Origin of the sequence: Flavihumibacter fluminis, from assembly GCF_021491375.1 — a bacterium.
GTDB lineage: Bacteria > Bacteroidota > Bacteroidia > Chitinophagales > Chitinophagaceae > Flavihumibacter > Flavihumibacter fluminis.
In genome coordinates this window covers 764,513-783,793 of the sequence record NZ_JAKEVY010000001.1, presented here as the reverse complement: position 1 = coordinate 783,793, position 19,281 = coordinate 764,513, and the positions used below count along the sequence as shown (strand labels likewise).

15 protein-coding genes are annotated in these 19,281 nt (G+C 43.4%); 12 read left to right on the top strand and 3 right to left on the bottom strand.

The genetic code is table 11. The features are described 5' to 3' along the window. The first annotated feature begins 1 nt into the window (after position 1). Complete coding sequence (locus tag L0U88_RS03505; protein WP_234864222.1) at positions 2-2,344, top strand: glycoside hydrolase family protein; 2,343 nt, start codon at positions 2-4, stop codon at positions 2,342-2,344. 127 nt (positions 2,345-2,471) lie between these two features. Here L0U88_RS03505 and L0U88_RS03500 read toward each other — a convergent pair whose 3' ends face one another. Next, positions 2,472-3,677 (bottom strand): IS4 family transposase, encoded by a 1,206-nt coding sequence (locus tag L0U88_RS03500; protein ID WP_234864221.1) that lies wholly within the window; start codon positions 3,675-3,677, stop codon positions 2,472-2,474. Between the two features lie 210 nt (positions 3,678-3,887). Here L0U88_RS03500 and L0U88_RS03495 point away from each other — a divergent pair, with 210 nt between their 5' ends. From L0U88_RS03495 to L0U88_RS03480, 4 genes are read left to right on the top strand one after another with little or no spacing between them, the layout of a single operon-like run. Then, a complete protein-coding gene (locus L0U88_RS03495) occupies positions 3,888-5,813 on the top strand; it encodes a sialate O-acetylesterase (protein WP_234864220.1) in 1,926 nt (641 codons plus the stop codon). A gap of 10 nt (positions 5,814-5,823) precedes the next feature. Beyond that, entirely contained in the window at positions 5,824-7,923 is a 2,100-nt protein-coding gene (locus L0U88_RS03490) for an alpha-amylase family protein (RefSeq protein WP_234864219.1), read from the top strand. Between the two features lie 10 nt (positions 7,924-7,933). Further along, entirely contained in the window at positions 7,934-8,779 is an 846-nt protein-coding gene (locus tag L0U88_RS03485; RefSeq protein WP_234864218.1) for a fumarylacetoacetate hydrolase family protein, read from the top strand. 6 nt (positions 8,780-8,785) lie between these two features. Beyond that, on the top strand, positions 8,786-10,363 hold the full coding sequence (locus L0U88_RS03480; protein ID WP_234864217.1) for an aldehyde dehydrogenase (NADP(+)): 1,578 nt from the start codon (positions 8,786-8,788) through the stop codon (positions 10,361-10,363). Positions 10,364-11,298: 935 nt separating this feature from the next. Here the strand turns inward: L0U88_RS03480 and L0U88_RS03475 are convergent. Then, positions 11,299-12,030, bottom strand: a complete 732-nt coding sequence (locus L0U88_RS03475) for a CPBP family intramembrane glutamic endopeptidase (RefSeq protein WP_234864216.1) — start codon at positions 12,028-12,030, stop codon at positions 11,299-11,301. Positions 12,031-12,200: 170 nt separating this feature from the next. Here L0U88_RS03475 and L0U88_RS03470 point away from each other — a divergent pair, with 170 nt between their 5' ends. Together L0U88_RS03470 and L0U88_RS03465 are read left to right on the top strand one after the other, a co-directional pair. Beyond that, on the top strand, positions 12,201-12,404 hold the full coding sequence (locus L0U88_RS03470; protein ID WP_234864215.1) for a hypothetical protein: 204 nt from the start codon (positions 12,201-12,203) through the stop codon (positions 12,402-12,404). Positions 12,405-12,624: 220 nt separating this feature from the next. After that, positions 12,625-13,890 (top strand): OmpA family protein, encoded by a 1,266-nt coding sequence (locus L0U88_RS03465; protein ID WP_234864214.1) that lies wholly within the window; start codon positions 12,625-12,627, stop codon positions 13,888-13,890. Positions 13,891-13,920: 30 nt separating this feature from the next. Here the strand turns inward: L0U88_RS03465 and L0U88_RS03460 are convergent, their stop codons facing one another. Beyond that, on the bottom strand, positions 13,921-14,856 hold the full coding sequence (locus tag L0U88_RS03460) for an alpha/beta fold hydrolase (protein ID WP_234864213.1): 936 nt from the start codon (positions 14,854-14,856) through the stop codon (positions 13,921-13,923). Positions 14,857-14,923: 67 nt separating this feature from the next. On the opposite strand from L0U88_RS03460, the gene L0U88_RS03455 reads away from it, so the two are divergent. The 5 genes from L0U88_RS03455 to L0U88_RS03435 all read left to right on the top strand — a co-directional run bounded on the left by L0U88_RS03455 (position 14,924) and on the right by L0U88_RS03435 (position 19,265). Further along, positions 14,924-15,280, top strand: coding sequence for a YrdB family protein (locus L0U88_RS03455; RefSeq protein WP_234864212.1), 357 nt, complete (start codon positions 14,924-14,926; stop codon positions 15,278-15,280). A gap of 8 nt (positions 15,281-15,288) precedes the next feature. Then, on the top strand, positions 15,289-15,840 hold the full coding sequence (locus L0U88_RS03450) for an NADPH-dependent FMN reductase (RefSeq protein WP_234864211.1): 552 nt from the start codon (positions 15,289-15,291) through the stop codon (positions 15,838-15,840). Positions 15,841-15,964: 124 nt separating this feature from the next. Beyond that, a complete protein-coding gene (locus L0U88_RS03445) occupies positions 15,965-16,354 on the top strand; it encodes a hypothetical protein (protein WP_234864210.1) in 390 nt (129 codons plus the stop codon). A 42-nt stretch (positions 16,355-16,396) separates the two neighbouring features. Further along, positions 16,397-17,236, top strand: a complete 840-nt coding sequence (locus L0U88_RS03440) for a FixH family protein (RefSeq protein WP_234864209.1) — start codon at positions 16,397-16,399, stop codon at positions 17,234-17,236. 10 nt (positions 17,237-17,246) lie between these two features. Further along, positions 17,247-19,265, top strand: a complete 2,019-nt coding sequence (locus tag L0U88_RS03435; protein ID WP_234864208.1) for a TonB-dependent receptor — start codon at positions 17,247-17,249, stop codon at positions 19,263-19,265. Positions 19,266-19,281: the final 16 nt, after the last annotated feature.

Below are 19,281 nucleotides of genomic sequence, written 5' to 3'. Positions count from 1 at the left end.
TATGATGCGCAAGATTTTATTATCTGTAATTGTTTTGTCTTGTGGTATGAACGCGCTGGCGCAAAATACCCTACAGCAACAACTTGCATCAATGAATGCAGCTCTTCAGCTTCGATTTAACACCTATGATGAACAGCGATACAGCAGGTTAATACAGTCAACTACTGCAAAATTGTCAGATGATTCCAATGCTGTACAAGAAGTTTATGCGAACTGTGTGGTTTGGAAAGTTAAGTACCACACAAAGCCTGTACCTGGATATAAGGATCTGATGGAAGTACAGGTGGACTTTCTGGTTTCAGAAGGGGAGGTGAATGAAGCTTCCGTATCGCTGGATTTGGTTTTCGACCACTGGCGAACAGAAAACTTTGTACTGGCTCCGGCAGCCTTATACAACGGAAACCGTTTTGAAGCGAGGGTAATTCCGTATTCACCTAAGCTTTCTTATTATGCAACAGGCTATAAGAACCCTGCTGAAAAGGAAAAGGATGTTCCGGTTGATATTGGAAGGCAGGTGCCTACCATCATCAGCGATGTTCCCAGACTGTCCCTTGGTAACGGCGTTAGCAGGGTGCAGTTTCGGAGTGGAGATATGAGTACTCCTGCTATTGGATTCTATTCCCCTTCAGTGCAACGCATCTGTTGGATGCTTACTGAGCAGGGTAATCAATTGGGTGATTATGGTATTGATATAGAAGAAACAAAAGACAGGAGCAGGGCTATTATTTCCCTTACCGCGCCGGTGGTCCGGGAGATGTATCAATATAAAATCACAACAACAAGGGAGCCATCAATCGACCGTGGATATCATTTCCGAAAAGGTGATGCATTCAGTATCCGTGTTTATTTATACACCAAGCCAGCAGATGATCTGCAAGAACTATTCAATACATTCTCTTCTTTGCGGACACTGCCGGTTTATGATAGGAAAATGAAACAGGAACTGCCATTTTCCATGGCTTCAAAAATAATGTTTGAGGGCCTGAACCGCAACGACTGGAATGAAGCATTCAATTACTATTCGGTGGGATCCTGGAAGCGGTGGACACCTGGATGGACAGGTGGCTTTCAATTGCTCTACAGTTTGTTGCTCAGTAAGCAGGATTCGCTCACCCGGGAACGGATCATTCGTAACCTAAGGTTCGCCTTTACACATGCAGTAGCACCTTCTGGTTTCTTTTGGGACGCCATTGAAAAGGATATCCCAGTGCCAGGCGACTTTCGGCGGCCCCATACCCGGAATTGGCACCTTGTACGCCGCAGTGCCGATGGGTTGTATTATGCCCTGCAACTGATGCAGTACCTGGACGGTACTGACAAAAATTGGGCGGTTAAATTCCAGATGCCTGATGGTTATCGTGATACCATACGCAGGGTTGCTGACGCCTTTTTTAGGCAATGGCAGAAGGAGGGGCAGTTGGGACAGTTTGTCGATAATTATACAGGCGAGATTATAGTGGGCGGATCGGCTAGTGGGTCGCTGGTGCCCGCTGCGCTTGCCCTGTCGGCAAGCTATTACAAAGAGCCAAAATTCCTGGATGCTGCTAAAAGCATGATGCGCTATTTTGATACTGCATTTATCCGTAAGGGCTACACCACCGGTGGGCCGGGCGATGCATTGCAAAACCCTGATAGTGAAAGTGCCTATTCCATGGTGGAAAGTGCCGTGGCTTTGTATGAAGCAACCGGTGAAAAAGAGTGGCTTGATATTGCGGAACGCATGACAGTTCAATTTGCTACATGGGTGTCTTCCTATAATTATCGCTTTCCATCCAGTTCAAGTTTTGGCAAGTTGGGAATCCTTTCCAATGGTGCAGTATGGGCCAATACGCAAAATAAGCATGGGTCACCCAATATTTGTACTCACGGCGGCCTGGGTTTGCTGAAACTCTACCTGGCAACCGGTGACCCCTTTTATCGTGACCTGTTGAGGGATATTGTTCACAATTGTGTGCAATACATTTCCAGGAAAGACAAACCGATTGGCGCAATTCCCCCGGGCGGTGTAGATGAGCGGTGCAGCACTACTGACTGGTTGGAAGGAATAGGTGAAGTGATGAATCAAACTACCTGGGCGCAAATTGCCAACATGCTTTCAGTGAATCAACTTCCGGGAATGGTTGTAAAACGGGATGGATCATTTGTAGTGCTTGATCATTTGGATGTAAAGCCGAAGGGAATAACCAGGAAAGCCTTTGAGTTCGAAGTGCATAATGCCACCCTTTTCGATGCTGAATTGAAAGTGTTTGTTGAGACTGGAATTATGAATGTGAATCAACCTGCAAGTTTTATGAATTTTTCCATTAAGGCTGGTGAGCGTAAACTGCTGCGGGTTTCAAAGTAAATTATACCATCTTAATCATTCTTGTCCGGTTAAAAATAGCAATTCCTGCGCTGTAATGTAGATCCAGCGTTGGTTTCAGTTGATTATTTGCTTGTTTCATTTTCAGGGGTAGTACCCCGGGTATCCGTCAGGTAGTAAATGCAAAAGATGCATTGTGTGTTTTTCTCCAAGCTTTGTAGGTGTCTTTTATGAACTCCAGCAGATTCACATAGCTGGTTAAATGCAGCCGGATGACGGTTATCATATTGGCAAAGGATTTTTTTGTAGCTGCTTTTTTCCGGATAACCACCATCAATAGTTGTGCGATCAGCACACAATACACCTGGATCTTAATTGCGTTTGGGCTTTCACCCCAGAAGTAGCGCAACGGAAAGTTTTGCTTGATTTGCTTGAACAGTAATTCAATCATCCAGCGATTCTTGTAAATCGTTGCGATCTGTGTGGCCGGCAGTGTAATATTATTGGTGATGAAAACATAGGTTTTACCTTCTTCAGAGAGATAGGTTATCCTACGTAGCTTCAGTCGTTGAACAACAGTGCCATTTTGTTTTACGCCCACTGTTACCAGTTGTTCTTTTAATACACCCTTCGATTTTCGCTGCCGGGTTTTATCCACCAGCACCTTGGTTACATGAAAATCAGCATTGCCACGCTCGCGGGTTACAAACCAGATTTTCTGATCCGCCCATTTGGCGAACTGGTTATAGGTAGTGTAAGCTTTATCAAAAACAATCCAACTGTTGGGCACCAGTTTTAGGTGGTAGAGGAACTTGCGGTCATGCTCCCGGGCTTCTGTAATTCGGATAAACTCGGTTACCCCGCTGAAGGCATCCATGAGCGCATGTACTTTGATACCTCCTTTTTTTCGGGCACCATCCAGCCGGTTGCGGCCCACACCTCGAAGGATTTCACTGAATAATTGAATCGTAGTACTGTCTATTACTTTCAAATTTCTGATACTCAATCCTTTTAACCGGCTGTCCGAGATAAAGCTATGGTATTGCCTGAGCAATCCGTAGTAAATCGTTTCAAAGACCTGATAGTGGCGATTGCTGTTGGCATCGGATAAAGTACTGCGTGCTGGCGCCTTATCCAATCCTAAATGGGAGAGCTTACCTTCACAGGCTAGCAGCCCTTCACACAGCTCCCGTAGCCCGTTACAGTAGCTGAATACCCCGAAGAGCATACTCACCAGGTGGACCCGGAACGACAGGGTTTTATAGTATCGGTTAGCTTTGTGTTTGCGGTTGGCAGCATGAATAAGCTGCCCGGGAATAAGCTCTAAAACCTGAGAAAGTATCGGCTGTCCGGGAAATTTTTTAATTTCACCCATTAGTGAAGTTTTGTTGTGGTAAACCAAACTTAACTAATCTGGGTGGTTCTTCGGAACTGCCCTTTTTTATACCCCGGATTCGATTACTTTAGTCGGACAATAGTGCATCTTAATATCCTTTAATGATTTGCCAATATTGTATAATTTCCCTCTATACCTATTCTATACTTTCATAATGGCATATAGTGCTTTAGCTGGTGCCAGTTTGTTATGAAAATTAGTCCTGCATTGCGAACCATATTTCTTTTCCTCGCCTGCCTGGTGACGACAGTGGTTGCTGCCAGGGTCTCCATTCCCGGCTATTATTCTGATCATATGGTCCTCCAACGAGATCAACCCATCCGTTTGTTGGGTTGGGCCGATGCAGGGGAAAGGGTTAGGGTTCAATTGGGAAACAATTCGGCAGTTGTAAAAGCAGACCGAAACGGAAAATGGACAGTGCTGCTGCCGGCACTACCTGCAGGCGGCCCATTCCTGTTGAGTTTTACCGGCAAGAATACAATTGAGCTTAAGGATGTGATTATCGGCGATGTGTGGTTCTGCAGCGGCCAATCCAATATGGAGTGGAAACTTGGCTGGTTGGAAAAGGAGAAGGCTGCGATCAGGTCCTTTGACCATCCTTCCATTCGTATCTATACGGTACCTCACCTGATGGCCGGTAAGGCTACCGTAGAGGTGCAGGGAGCCCAATGGCTTCCCTGTACACCTGAAAACGCCCCGGCTTTTTCTGCCGTCGCCACTTATTTTGCAAGATTCCTCCAGCAGGAGAAAAAAGTACCCATAGGTATCATTGTTAGTGCCTGGGGTGGAACGGATATTGAACCATGGATCAGTCCCGGGACCCTTACGCAATTGGAAAAGCATCGTGCTGCTTTGGACAGGCTGGGGTCGGTTGGTGATCCGGAATCCTATCTGCAGCAATCAAAGGAAAGCCAGCAGCGTTGGGAAGATTCGCTTATCCATGCAGACCTGGGAGGGAGGGAAAACTGGAAGGACCCTGTTACCAATGATGCAGATTGGCCAACCATCACTGCCCCGGCGGTATGGGATGTGCTGGGATATAAGGGGGAAGGGGTTGGCTGGTTCAGGAAATCAATTGAATTGTCAGGTAATGATATCAAGAAGCCAATGCTATTGTCGCTGGGCCAGGTGCACAATAAGGCGGAAGTATATGTGAACGGGAAACTACTGGATGGACCTGCGACCATAGGAAAGCAACAGTTCTATGTTGTGCCTGCATCCCTGTTCAGGGAAGGCAGTAACCTCATTGCTGCAAAAGTATATAAGTTCTGGTCTTACGGTGGTTTCATCGGGAAGGCCACGGACATGTATCTGTTAAAACCTTCAGGACCCCTTTCTCTGGCCGGCGAATGGCGGTTCCGGCCCGGCTTCCTCAGTAGGAACCCCATGCTGTTCAGGGGGCCGAACAGTTATCCTGCTTCCCTCTTCAATTCTATGGTAGTGCCTTTCACTTCTTTTGGATTGAAGGGGGTGATTTGGTACCAGGGAGAGAACAATACCTCCCGGCCATCCGATTATGCCTGGCACCTTCAGGCCCTGGTCAATGACTGGCGAAGCCATTGGAAGATGCCCCAATTGCCATTCCTGGTGGTACAGCTTCCCAATTTTACCGCACCCCCGGACCGTGTTGGGAACTATACCTTGATAAGGGCTGCACAGCAGGAGGCGGTAACATTGCCCAATGTTGCCCTTGCGTTTACCATTGATGTTGGGGATTCAACTGATATCCATCCTGTCAATAAAATGGATGTAGGATACCGATTGAATTTGCTGGCCAGGAAGATAGCATACGGTGAAGAGAAATTGGTGGCCTCAGGACCGCAGATCGATTCTATTGAGGCCCAAGGTGCCCGATTACTTCTGAGTTTTAACAGTACCGGTAGTGGACTGCTTACACCTGATAAATACGGACTGGTAAAAGGGTTTGAAATAGCAGGTGAGGACGGCCGATTCCATTGGGCCAGGGCCTTTATCATGGAGAATAAGGTAGTCGTGTACACCGAACATGTAAAAGTACCTGTGCATGTCCGTTATGCATGGGCAGATAACCCTGATGCCGGACTGTTCAATAAGGAAGGATTGCCGGCAGCACCATTCAACAGATCCATTCGATAAAATGAATACTATGGTTTCAAGAAGATCATTCATCCGAAATTCCGGCCTCGCGGCTTCTTCATTGCTTGTCTTGCCCCATTGGCTGCAAGCCGGTTTTGCCCCCGCCCCGTTTACCGCGGGTGGCTATGCTTCCCTCAGGTATCGCCAGGTTCACCTCGATTACCATACCAGTGAATTGATACCTGATGTGGCACAGGATTTTGACCCGGAAGAATTTGCTTCCACCTTGAAGAAGGCCTATGTCAATTCCGTTACCGTTTTTGGTCGGTGCCATCATGGTTATATCTATCACAACAGTAAGAAATTTGCAGACAGGATCCATCCGCACCTGAAACGCAACCTGCTGAAAGAGCAGATCGAAGCTTGCCATAAACAGGGTATACGAACTCCGGTTTACGTAACTGTTCAATGGGATTACCTTACCGCAAAACAACATCCTGAATGGCTAATGCGCGATGATGCAGGTGCTCCAATCGCTTTTGGTGATACCAACCGTTTTCACCCGGGCTTCTATAATCATCTATGTGTGCTGACGCCTTATATCGATTTTCTGAAAAGTTATATTGCCGATCTTTTTGAGCAGGTGCCGGTAGACGGACTATTCCTGGATATCCATCATGTGAGGCCTAATGCGAATGAGTATTGTATTGATGCGATGCTGAAGAAGGGACTGGATCCAAGCAAGGAACAAGTTCGCTATGATTTTTATAAAGAAGTAATGAGGGAATACAAGCAGGACCTTTCTGCGTTTATTCGTAAGCTTGATAAGGATTGCACCATATTCTACAACGGAGGCCATGTGGGTCCGCAAATCCGGTCCACTTTTGTTTCCAATACGCACCTGGAGCTGGAGTCCTTGCCTTCAGGTGGCTGGGGTTATCTGCACTTCCCATTGACAGCCAGGTATGCCAGAAATTTTAATCAGGATATTATGGGTATGACGGGGAAGTTTCATACAAGCTGGGGTGATTTTCATTCGCTAAAAAACAAAGCGGCACTTGAATTTGAGACTTCCATGATGCTAGCCATGAATGCCAGATGTTCCATTGGTGATCAATTGCATCCAAGAGGCCGGCTTGATGCTGCAACCTATGATCTGATCGGATCAGCATACAAACAGATAGCAGAGAAAGAGGCCTGGTGTGAAGGTGCTAAAGCATTTACCGAAATAGGCGTGCTCTCTACAGAAGAATTTGTAAAGGGAGATGTCAGACAGCCAGCTTCCATGTTAGGCGCAGTAAAGTTGCTGCAGGAGGGCTCCATGCAATTTGATATCCTGGATTCTTCCTCAACTTTTGACAAGTATAAAGTGTTGATCTTACCGGATGAAATCCCTGTTGATCCTGCTCTCAAGTCAAAACTGCAACAATATCTTTCCAGAGGAGGTAAATTGATTGCCAGCTTTCAGTCAGGTTTATCTCCTGATGGTAAGTCCTTTGCCTTAAATGAATTTGGTGTCAGCCTGGTTGGCCCTGCTCCTTACAGTCCGGATTTTATCCGGACTCGTGGGGCTATTTCAGATGGTTTGCCCGATACAGAACTGGTGATGTATGAACGTGGGATGGAAGTGAAGACAAACCCTGGAGCAGAAGTGCTGGCTGAAACTACTATTCCTTATTTCAACCGGGAATGGGATCATTTTTCCTCCCATAAACACACGCCATCTTCAGGTAAGACGGGCTATCCTGCAATTGTAAAAAATGACAGCGTCATTTATTTCATGCACCCAATATTCAGCCAGTATGCAAAGAATGCACCTGCCTGGTGTAAGAAGTTTATCTTAAATGCATTGAAACTTTTTATTCCAGAACCTATTGTCAAGCATAATGGACCATCCTCTTTGGTAACCGCATTAAACGAGCAGGCGGAGCAAAATCGCCTGGTACTGCACCTTTTGCATTATTTGCCGGAGCGTAAAGGAGCAGACTTTGATATTATAGAAGATGTTATCCCATTATATGATCTGAAAGTATCAGTAAAGACAGAGAAGGCTATCCGAAAAGTCAGGTTAGTGCCGCAGCAAACTTCCCTTTCGTTCCGAAAGGTTGGCAGCAGGTTAGAAATCACCCTTCCAAAATTGAATGGTCATCAGATGATTGAATTAAGTTAAACAGAAATGCATGAAACTTTTTAAAACGAGGAAAGGAATTGTAGTTCAGTTCGAAACTAATTTTTTTCTCCTGAAAGGTAAAGATTGGGATGCTTTCATCAATCGCGATCAGCTGCATGAGCAGGTGATAATGGAACTTAGCAATGAAGTTCCGGAAGAGATGATAGGTGGTTGGTTAAATGATGAAATTCTTGCTCCCATTGGCCAGCAGGAAGTTTGGGCTTCCGGGGTTACCTATCTGAAAAGCAGGGAAGCCAGGATAGAAGAGTCAAAAGATTCCGGCGGAGGTGATTTTTATGCCAGGGTGTATGATGCGGAAAGACCGGAGCTTTTTTTTAAAGCAACACCGGCAAGAACCGTAGGGACAGGTGAATACGTGCATATCCGGCGTGATTCGAAATGGAATGTCCCGGAACCGGAACTGACACTTTTTGCAAGTGCCTCTGGAAAAATACAGGGTTATACTTGTGGTAATGATATGAGTTCCCGGGATATTGAAGGAGAAAACCCGCTGTATCTGCCACAAGCCAAGAGTTACGATGCCTCAGCAGCAATCGGACCCTGCCTGTATGTTCCTAAAAACCCAATTGATCCGGCAACGCAAATACGGCTTGAGATTAAAAGAAAGGGAGCTATTGTGTTTGAAGGAAGCATCTCGATCAATCGCATGAAGCGCGGGCACGAAGAACTGATCGGCTTTCTTTTCCGGGAAACCAGCTTTCCGAATGGAGTATTTCTGATGACAGGAACCGGGTTGGTACCACCGAATGAATTTACATTGCTGGCAGGTGATGAAGTGTTTGTAAGTATTGACTCTATTGGGACCTTATACAATATTGTGGCACAAAAAGGGTAAAAGCTTATGGCAGTTATTGGAATGCAGATCATCGGAAATAAATTTTCAGCTGAGGGGAATAAAGTTTTTTATGCAAAGAATCCGGCGGATGGTAATCTCCTGCTTGTTGCATTCTGCCGGGCTACGGAAGCGGAATTGAATGAGGCTGCCTGCCTGGCTGAAAAAGCGTATAAGGATTATCGTAAGCTACCTGCAAAAATACGTGCCGGTTTTCTCGAAACTATTGGGAATGAGATTGAATTACTTGGTGATCTACTGATAAACATCGCTCATACGGAAACCGGCCTTCCTTTGGCTCGATTGCAAGGTGAGCGAAGCAGGACAATTGGCCAGTTGAATTTATTTGCGAAGTTATTACACGAAGGATCCTGGGTAAATGCCCGCATAGATACAGCACTGCCGGATCGCCAGCCCATACCAAGACCAGATATCAGGATGATGCAAGTGGCACTGGGTCCGGTAGCAGTATTCGGAGCAAGTAATTTTCCACTGGCTTTTTCAGTTGCCGGTGGTGATACAGCATCGGCACTTGCAGCCGGATGCCCGGTTGTGGTGAAAGCTCATCCGGCTCATCCCGGCACTTCTGATCTGGTTGGTCAGGCGATTTGCAGGGCCGCTAAAAAATGTGGACTTCCGGATGGTGTTTTCTCTTTGTTGCAAGATGATGGTTTTACAACCGGGATGAACCTGGTTAAACATCCGGCAATCAAAGCTGTTGGATTCACTGGCTCTTTCCGGGGAGGTAAAGCTATTTACGATGCTGCTCAACAGCGACCTTTTCCTATCCCGGTTTTTGCAGAGATGGGAAGCGCCAACCCAGTTTTTGTATTGCCAGGTGCCATGAAAGAAAATGGTAAAAAAATAGCACTTGATTACGCAGCTTCCGTAACCCAGGGTGTTGGCCAGTTTTGCACCAATCCGGGTTTGATGGTGGTATTACAGGAGCATGGCCAGAGTCAGTTTCCGGAGTTACTTAAGGAACAATTTACTTTAGCAGCCGGTGGAATTATGTTAACAGAGGCGATTCAACAAACCTATAGGCAGAGTGTATTCGAGCGGACCAAAGAAAAGCATTTAGAAGTATTGGCATCAGGACTGTTACCGGATGGTCATACCGCGGTACAACCTTTATTGTTTCGAACAACTGCCAGGACATTGCTAACAAATCCTGTCCTATCAGATGAAATCTTTGGACCCTGCAGCCTCGTAGTGGAAGCTGGTAATAGGCAGGAAATTATTGAGGTGGCGGAGTCAATGGAAGGTCATCTTACTATGACGATACATGGATCCCAGGAAGACCTGGAAGCCAATAAAGATCTGATTGCAATTCTTGAACAAAAGGCCGGCAGACTGATCATCAATGGGTTTCCAACAGGGGTGGAAGTATGCCATGCCATGGTTCATGGCGGACCTTTTCCCGCCACAACAGCGCCCTCATCCACATCCGTTGGAACCTATGCTATATACAGGTTTACAAGGCCTGTTTGTTATCAGAATTTTCCTTCTTTTTTGTTGCCCGAGGAATTGAAGGATGAAAATCCTTTGGGTATAATGAGGCTGGTTAATGGGGAGTGGATTAGGTAGTTTTAAGTATACCCAGAACTGGAACCTATGAATTAGAGCCCAGTTTTAATGCAAATCAAGATGTAGCATTTTATTTAATTTAGAAAAATATTAGAATCTTGAACAGACCATTGAATTCATTTTTTTAATTGCAGTCAACTTATTGATTTTCATAAAACTATAGAGTATGGTTCGAACCCCGCTCTTAGAGTAACTCTTCTATTTTTTTATTCTCAAAATTCAGCGAATGTGCTGGAAAGGAAAAGAGGCGGAGAGAAATGAATCTCGAAGGATCAGAAAACTACATAACACAATCAATCTTGTTTTACAATCGATAATGTCGAATTCCCCGTAATCCGTGTTGCGGTAAAATTGCTCCTTGCCGTACTTTACTATTTATGTGTATAAATTTTTTATCTACAAATAAACCACATTGTTTTTGAGGAGTTTAGCTAGGTTGATTTTCCCAGAGTATTCAATAAATTCTGTAATGATTTTCCGCTTATTATGCCTGTTTTTAACTTGAAAAACGAATTCGAAATTAAAAGAGATCGATTCCAACTTGTCCGGCTTGGGATTTTTATTAATTTCAGGTATGAATTTTCCTTTTGATGAAACTTACACATCATGTTTTGGATAAACAAGAAAAAAAGCGGTCTAAAGTTGTTTGTCAAGATTTCGAAACTATTGATAAAATTTACGTATTTTCAGTTTGCGTTACAAAGTAAAAATAGTGATTGAATAATTCATTGAACTAATAGGTTTTGTCATTTCCATCTTATTGATATTAAATTAGTTGTGAGCTTTGTTCGACTCCCCCCAGCTCCACTAAAAAAAGATCGCTTAACAGGCGGTCTTTTTTTAGTGCAGTGCGTTGAATTTCATTCAGAACTACCAACCTGTATTTTGTGCAAGCAGGGATCTTCGTTGGAGGGAATTGCATCAGTAACCAGTCTTCATGAGTTTTTAAGTTGACGGCGATACATGAACAGCAAGATGAGTGAAGTAAATCCCCAAACTATGGCAAGGGGCCAGGTTGATGTTTCAGGCTTGTTACTCACAGAATTCAGCTTTAGGCCTGAGTTGCTCAGTTCATATGCGATGTTGGCGCCCCAGTGAATACCAAGAGCTAACCATAATGATCTTTTTGCTAAAACACTAATAGCTAAGACAACTCCAAGCAAAAATAAATAAGACAAAACTGGTATCCCATCGTTCAGTCGCCAGATATGATTTAAGACATAAATTGTTGAAGAAAGTAAAATCCATATAGTTGGTTTCAGTAATTTTAAATGTCCATACAAATAACCACGTGTTAAAATATCCTCAGCAATCGATGGGAAGAATGTCATTAGTAAAGTAAGTGGAATACTTTGTAGAAAGAATTCAATACTTTGAATATTTTCAATCTGTTCGAATTGTATTCCGATTGAGATAAGTATTGAAGAAACAAATGCACCGAATCCTATCAACAGTCCAGATGCCAGAACTAAATACCATTTCTTATTGAAAGAAAGTCCATATCCTTCTAATCCCTTCCATCCCTGTAAGCGACACAGGATTATTGCGACAATCAGAAATCCTATTTTGAATAGCGCTGTTATCCAAAACGATTGAAAAAACTCTGGAAAATGATAGATAAAAAATAAAATAAGAAAACCAGCGATAAATGAATTGGAAGGTTTCATCACTTTTTATACAAATGTAGGAAATGGGCAAAGATCTACTACGGCAGAGCAATGGTTTGGAACTACTGTAAACTATAAAGAATCCGGTGTAAGTCAGGCGGTAAGAGGGATAATCCTTTATTAGTTCAATATACTTCCGATTAGGATCATTGTAAGACAATTTTTGAGGCATGAGTAAATATGAACTCTTGTGGAAACATATCAAGAAAAATGGTGGGCCATCATTTAAATTATCTTTTGATGATATTAAGAATATTACTGGAGTTGAAATAGACCATTCCTTTTTGAATTATAAAAAGGAATTGCTGGAATATGGTTATGAGGTCAAAAAAATATCCTTGAAAGACAAAACTGTACTTTTTCAAAAGATTTAAAATTATGATTTCTGTCCCCCAAAAGTGTCAAAAATTGACTATCACATTTTGGATAAGCAGTTTAAATCTATAGACATTTTTTTAAATTACACAGTTGGTATAAAATTGATGTTTCACAGACTTGCCTAAGTGTCCTCTATGACCTGAATCATTTCTGCATTTGACCACGGTCAATAAATCAACTTATTGCTCCATAATACCTTTATTGAAACGATAAAGTATGAAAGCTCTTCCTATAATGTTCCTGGGTTCATTTTTCATTCTCTCAACAAGCTCGGCTGGTGCCCAAATCACTAATCCTAAAAAAGTACTGGAACGGAAAGTAACTAATAAAGCCAACCAGGCCATCAACAAGGAAGCTGACAAGGCGGTGGATTCAGCTTTTAAAGCCAAAAAAAATCCCAACGAACCTAAAAAAGAAACAACACCCGCAAATGACACGACAGTGCTTCCAGCCGGCGGTAGTGAACCCTCTTTACAATCGTACACCAAGTTTGATTTTGTTCCGGGTGAAAAAGTGTTGTTTTATGATGACTTTAGCCAGGAGGCAATAGGTGATTTTCCCGCCGCCTGGAACACCAATGGTACAGGAGAAGTAGTAACTACCAATCTTTATCCCGGTAAGTGGATGAAATTTGCGATGCGGGAATGTATTTGGACTGATGAGTTGCTTAAATTACCAGATAACTATACTATCGAGTTCGATATTGTTCCTTTAGGCGGCCTGGAAGGTCCTGGAATGTCTGGCTGGCAAATGCGATTGATGCAGGCCAAAAATGCAAAGGCCTGGGATGGAGGTTCTGCTCCTGGTAATGGTGGATTTAAGTTCGAGGTAGCATATTATGGTCGCCCGGGTTACAGCACCTGGTTTTATGGGGATGAATGTGCTGCAGCCAAACTGAGTGGTTACGTAGGAGATGAAATACTAAAAGAAAAAATAAATCAGAAGTATCATATTTCTATCTGGGTACAGAAATCAAGAATCAGGATTTACCAGGATCAGAACAAAATCATCGATTTGCCGAAAGCGTTCCCGACTGGTTGTGTAAAGCCGGATCGCCTCAGGTTCGAATACGGTTCAGCGATGATTAGCAACGTAAGGATTGCAATTGGTGCTCCCGATATGCGAAGCAAGCTTATAACGGAAGGCAAACTGGTGACCTACGGAATTTATTTTGATGTAAATAAAGATGTTATAAAACCCGAATCTTATGGCACCCTAAAAGGCATTGCCGATGTGTTAGCTGAGAATCCGGATGTTAAAATAAAAATCATTGGTCATACGGATGCTGATGGTAACGATGCCAACAACCTCGATCTGTCCATACGCAGGGCTGCTGCTGTAAAGAGTGAATTAGTTAAAACCTTTGGTATAGATGCCGCACGAATCGATTCTGAAGGTAAGGGGGAAATACAACCGGTTGCACCCAATGACACACCTTCCAACAAAGCGTTAAACCGACGGGTAGAATTTGTAAAACAGTAACCAGGATGGCTCAACGAAAGTCGCTGGCCTTTATTTGACCGACTGTAACGTTTTTCCATACTTCTTTAAAAAAGGAAGTACAGCTTTGTATAATTGTTCCCGGCTTTCAAAATAAAGGGCATGGCCACCTTCTACGTACTTTACCTGTTTTACCGGAAAACGCATCAATTCAGGATGCCTGATTCCAATGGTATAGTCTTTTGTTCCGCCAATTATTAAAACCGGGCAATTAATCCTGGCTGTTGCCGGTATAAAGTCTTCAAAATATTCTTTGTATCCCCAGACTTTATTGCCAAAATCCCATTCTTTTCCATAGACTAGCGTAACTGAATCATGATACTGAAAATTCTCCCGGCTGTTAAACATCAGCCCATAGAATAAATCTTCTTCCCTAAGTTTTCCAAATGCTTGTCCCCAACGTTGCAATAAGGGAATGGTGTCATTGGTTAGTTCCGGATAAGTTTTACCCTTTTTTTCCAGGAGTGTTATAGCATGTTTAATTCCGCTGGTAGCTGACGAATCTATATTTACAGTACAGTTCAGGTATACCATCGCTTTTATTGCATCCGGGTAGGCTGTTGCATAAGCCGTTGCCAGTATACCGCCAAACGAATGCGCCATCACTATCCACTGTTTAATTCCCAGGGATTTCCGGACTTCTTCAAAGTCCTGAACCATTCTTGTGAGTGAATAATTGCTGCTTTCCGACTTGCCGGAACGGCCACATCCTCGTTGGTCGAGGTAGACCATCTGAACCTCCTGTTCAAATATATTTCCTCCGGTATGTTCAAAATAACCCGAGTTAGAGCCAGGGCCGCCATGGAGAAACAATACCGGTGCGCCTTTACCACTGATATGTACAAATAGATTAACGGAATCTGAAGTTCGGATCATTTGGGTCGTATCCGAAGAAAAAGCCAGCAGCTGGGCTAAAATAAAGACTGTCAGTAAAACTTTTTTTTTCATATGGGTGCATGTTAGGGATTTGCAAATGTACTGTTCTTTCTTACTAACTTTATTACCTTGAAGTTGCATGCATAATCATCCGCTTAATCTGCTGTTACGTTTCGGGCTGGAACTTGTACTGGTTGGCATCTATGCTTACTGGTCGTGGCATAGTTTTGAAGGGTTTCAAAAATACCTGTTCAGCTTGCTTATTCCGCTCGCTGGTATGCTGCTTTGGGGAATTTTCAAAGTCCCCGGTGATCCTGGTAAAGCGATTGTGGCCATACCCGGTTGGGTACGGATAATACTGGAAGTTTTTTTATTCGTTGCAGGATATTGGATGCTGAGAAATTTGAATCTCTATAAAGCTGCCAATCTTTTTGCGACTATATCAATATTGCATTACCTGATCTCCTGGGAACGTATCAGGTGGTTACTTGAATAATAAGCAATATGATATCGAAGCGCAAAAAAATTGTAATAATTGTTGGAAGTGCCAGTAAGCATTCGGCCAATCAAAAAATTATAAATTATTTATCAGAAAGGTTAGGACCTGCTTTTGAATTAATTGTATATAGTGATTTACGTATTTTCCCTCACTTTGAACCAGAACTTTCAACTAATTGTCCGCCTTTATCCATTATCGAACTTAGAACAACCATTGAACATTCAGATGGCGTAATAATCTGCAGTCCTGAATATATTTTCAGTATACCCTCAGGACTGAAAAATATATTGGAATGGTGTGTCGCAACAACCATATTTAATGGTAAACCTACAGGTTTGATTACGGCTTCAGCAAGTGGGAAGGAAGGCCATAAAGAATTGAAGTTGATCATGAATACGCTCATGGCTAAATTTACAGAAGAGACGACATTGCTAATACAGGGAGTTAAATCAAAAGTTGATTTTGATGGTAATATAACCGATCAAGTGACGGAAAAGGAATTGGGGACTTTCTTGATAACTTTCGAGTCATTGGTTACGGAATCTAATATGCTGTAAAAATGTTGAACAGGCAGATAGAGCCATTCCGGGATTTCTTCCTGATATAAATCAGTTTTCTACCTGAATAATGCTTTTTGGAATTAGATCAAAGCAAGTGTACTTTTGTGATGTATATTATCGTGTGAAACTACTTCATAACATAGTAACCAGCGTTTTATTACTGGTGGTGCTTACCGGAGCGATGAAAAACTCACTGTTATTGATGTATTACCAGGTTGATACCACCGCTTTTATCAACACATTCTGTGTGAATAAAGACCGGCCTCAGTTGCATTGTGATGGAAAATGTAAACTCTCCCAGCTGCTGAAAGAAAAAGAACGTAAAGAAGCCAACGAAACCCTTGTTTCCCTACAGGCAGAATACCTGCTCTTTCAGCCAACAGAAAAAATCACACTGCAAATACCAACTCTTCAGGTAGCTGATCAGCCTGCTCCTGTTGCAGTTTATTCCAATTTATATCAGTTTCAGTTTCTTTCCCGTACGGATCGCCCTCCGCAGACAATAGCATAAGCACTCCATCCCATCTATTGTCTAATTATTTAATTTATAAAAATGAAATCTCTGTTCATATGGGGACTGTTATCCCTTACCCTACTATTTACCGCCTGTTCCAAAAATGATGAAAAACCCGCACCCGCGGATGAATTGGAAGGCCTTACTCTCGTTAAATCAATCTCGAATGCCACGCATATTATAGACCTGTACACAGCAAATGGAAAGTTTGAAACCGGATATAATCCCATATATTTCCAGATAAAAACCACCAGTGGCAGCCTGGTTGACAATGCCACCACTAACTGGATGCCGGTTATGAAAATGATGAATATGAGTCATTCCTGTCCTTTTTCAGCTATTGAAAAAAAACAGGGTGCTCAATACACTTACCAGGGTTTTATTGTTTTCCAAATGCCGGGAAACGATATGGAATATTGGGAATTAAGTCTTACTTATACGATCAATGGACAAGCCTATACGATAAAAGAACGCATTCAGGTTACAGATCCAACACGCAGAAAAGTACAATCTGTAATGGGATCTGATAACAAACGGTATGTGCTGGCGATGATGGAGCCTTCCAGTCCAAAAGTTGCATTAAATGATATGAGTGTGTTGCTCTACACCATGACCAACATGATGCAATTCGACCCGGTAGATAACTATACCATCCAGATTGATCCGCGCATGCCTGGTATGGGTAATCATGGATCACCTAATAATATTCACCTTACACAGGGGGCAGATAAGATGTACCGGGGAAAACTGAGCCTGACCATGACCGGTTACTGGAAAATTAATCTCCAATTGCTGAATGCCAATGGAACGGTCGTGAAAGGGGAACCCGTTGCCGGTGATAATGAATCCAGCAGCCTGTTTTTTGAAGTAGAATTTTAAAGCACACACTATGAAGCAGCTAGTATGCTGCGCATTGTTACTGTCTGGCCTGTCATCCACAGGTCAGACAGTATCTGCGCAAAAAGATTCTACAAAAGTTCAGGAATTAACCGAGGTAATTGTGATTTCCCGCCAGGCAAGCCGGAATAAAAACAGTAATCTGTTGAGTACGCTGGACCAATATCTTTCCTCGCACGAGCAGGTTGATCTGATCAAGAGAGGGGCCTATGCCTGGGAGCCAATGTTAAATGGACTCTCATCAGAGCGCTCAGTAATCACTATTGATGGCATGCGCATTTACGGTGCCTGTACAGATAAAATGGATCCGGTCAGTTCCTATGTGGAAACAACAAATCTTTCTAGGGCCGATGTAAAAAATGGGCAAGCAGGAAATGCTCATGGTGCATCCATTGGAGGGAGCCTGGATCTGGTTCGAAAAAAATCCGGTTTTGGAAACAATCGGTTTTCGACTCATCTCTTTAGTGGATTTGAGTTCAATAACCGACAACGCATGTTGGGCACTGATCTTCAATACAGCCGAAGCCGCTGGTATACCGATCTTGATTTTACCATTCGAAAGGCGGGGAACTATCGCGACGGAAAAAATCAGGAAATCAGCTATAGCCAATTTTCCAAATTCAATTTGTCTGCTGCTACAGGTTATAAACTGAATGAACATGCACAGGTGGAAGCTTCTGTTATTTATGATGATGCACGCGATATCGGGTACCCGGCACTTCCGATGGATGTATCCAGCGCAAAAGCAGTCATCGCATCCCTAGCGTATACCCGTCACCACCTCTCAAACACCTGGCAGGAATGGGAAACCAAAATTTACCACAATAAGGTAACCCATGTTATGGATGACACTAAACGTCCGGTCGTTCCGATAAGAATGGATATGCCCGGCTGGAGTACAACAACCGGGATGTATAGCCGAATTGAAGGGGAATCATCCAGTCACCAGTTCAAACTAACTGCCAGCGCGCATCATAACCGTTCCCTGGCGGAGATGACCATGTATCCGAATGACCCGAATGAAAAGGAGATGTTTATGCTCACCTGGCCCGATGTACATACCTGGTATGCCGGATTGTTTGCAGAAGATAATTTTCAGTTGCATCGCAAATGGACGCTCAATAGTTCAGCCGGTGTTGCTTTTCAACAGAATCAATTAAAGGATGAAGCCGGGGTAAAAACGCTGCAAATCTTTTACCCGGATATGCAGTCTGTGAAAAACCGATTGTTGAAAAATTTCGGATCCAGTTTGCAGTACCAGCCCGGCAGCTGGCGGTTCTCGATGGGTGCTTCTTACAGTGAACGCGCACCCGGTGTATCGGAAGGATATGGGTTTTATCTGTTTAACAGTTTTGATCGGTTTGATTATATCGGCAATCCCGGTTTGAAAAATGAGCAATCCATTTCTTTGAACGGAACTATTGCCTTTGCGAATGACCGGTTGAGTTTGAAAGGACAGGGAAACTGGTTTCATATCCGCAGGTATATAGTAGGGATGCCGGCAAGTGGACTAATTCCAATGACGATCGGCGCAAGTGGAATTAAAATTTATGAGCAAGTTCCATTTGCAACTATTTACTCCGCCAGTTTGAATGCCAGTTATGGTATTGTTTCTGGCTTATCGGTTTCCGCAAAGGCAATATACCGCAGAGGGTTTACGAATGAGCAGCTTGATCTGCCAATGATGCAGCCATTGTCTTATGGGGTTCGTTTGCAATATGCCAGCAATGCGTTCTCTGCAGAGGCCAGCATGGATGGGGCGGTAAAACAATCGAAGTTCAGTCCGTTATTTGGTGAAACTGCTGCACCTGCTTATACCATCGCAAGCCTGGGAGCCGGATACCAGTTCAAATGGAAGAAAAATACCTTCCAGGTAAGAGGTGGCGTAGATAACCTGTTCAATCGGTATTATACCACATTTGCTGATTGGAACAGGATCCCCCGTATGGGAAGAAATCTGTTTTTGAACCTGATCATTGGATTTTCAGAACCGTTAAAAGCGCGGCTTTAGTATTTTAGCGGCTGAT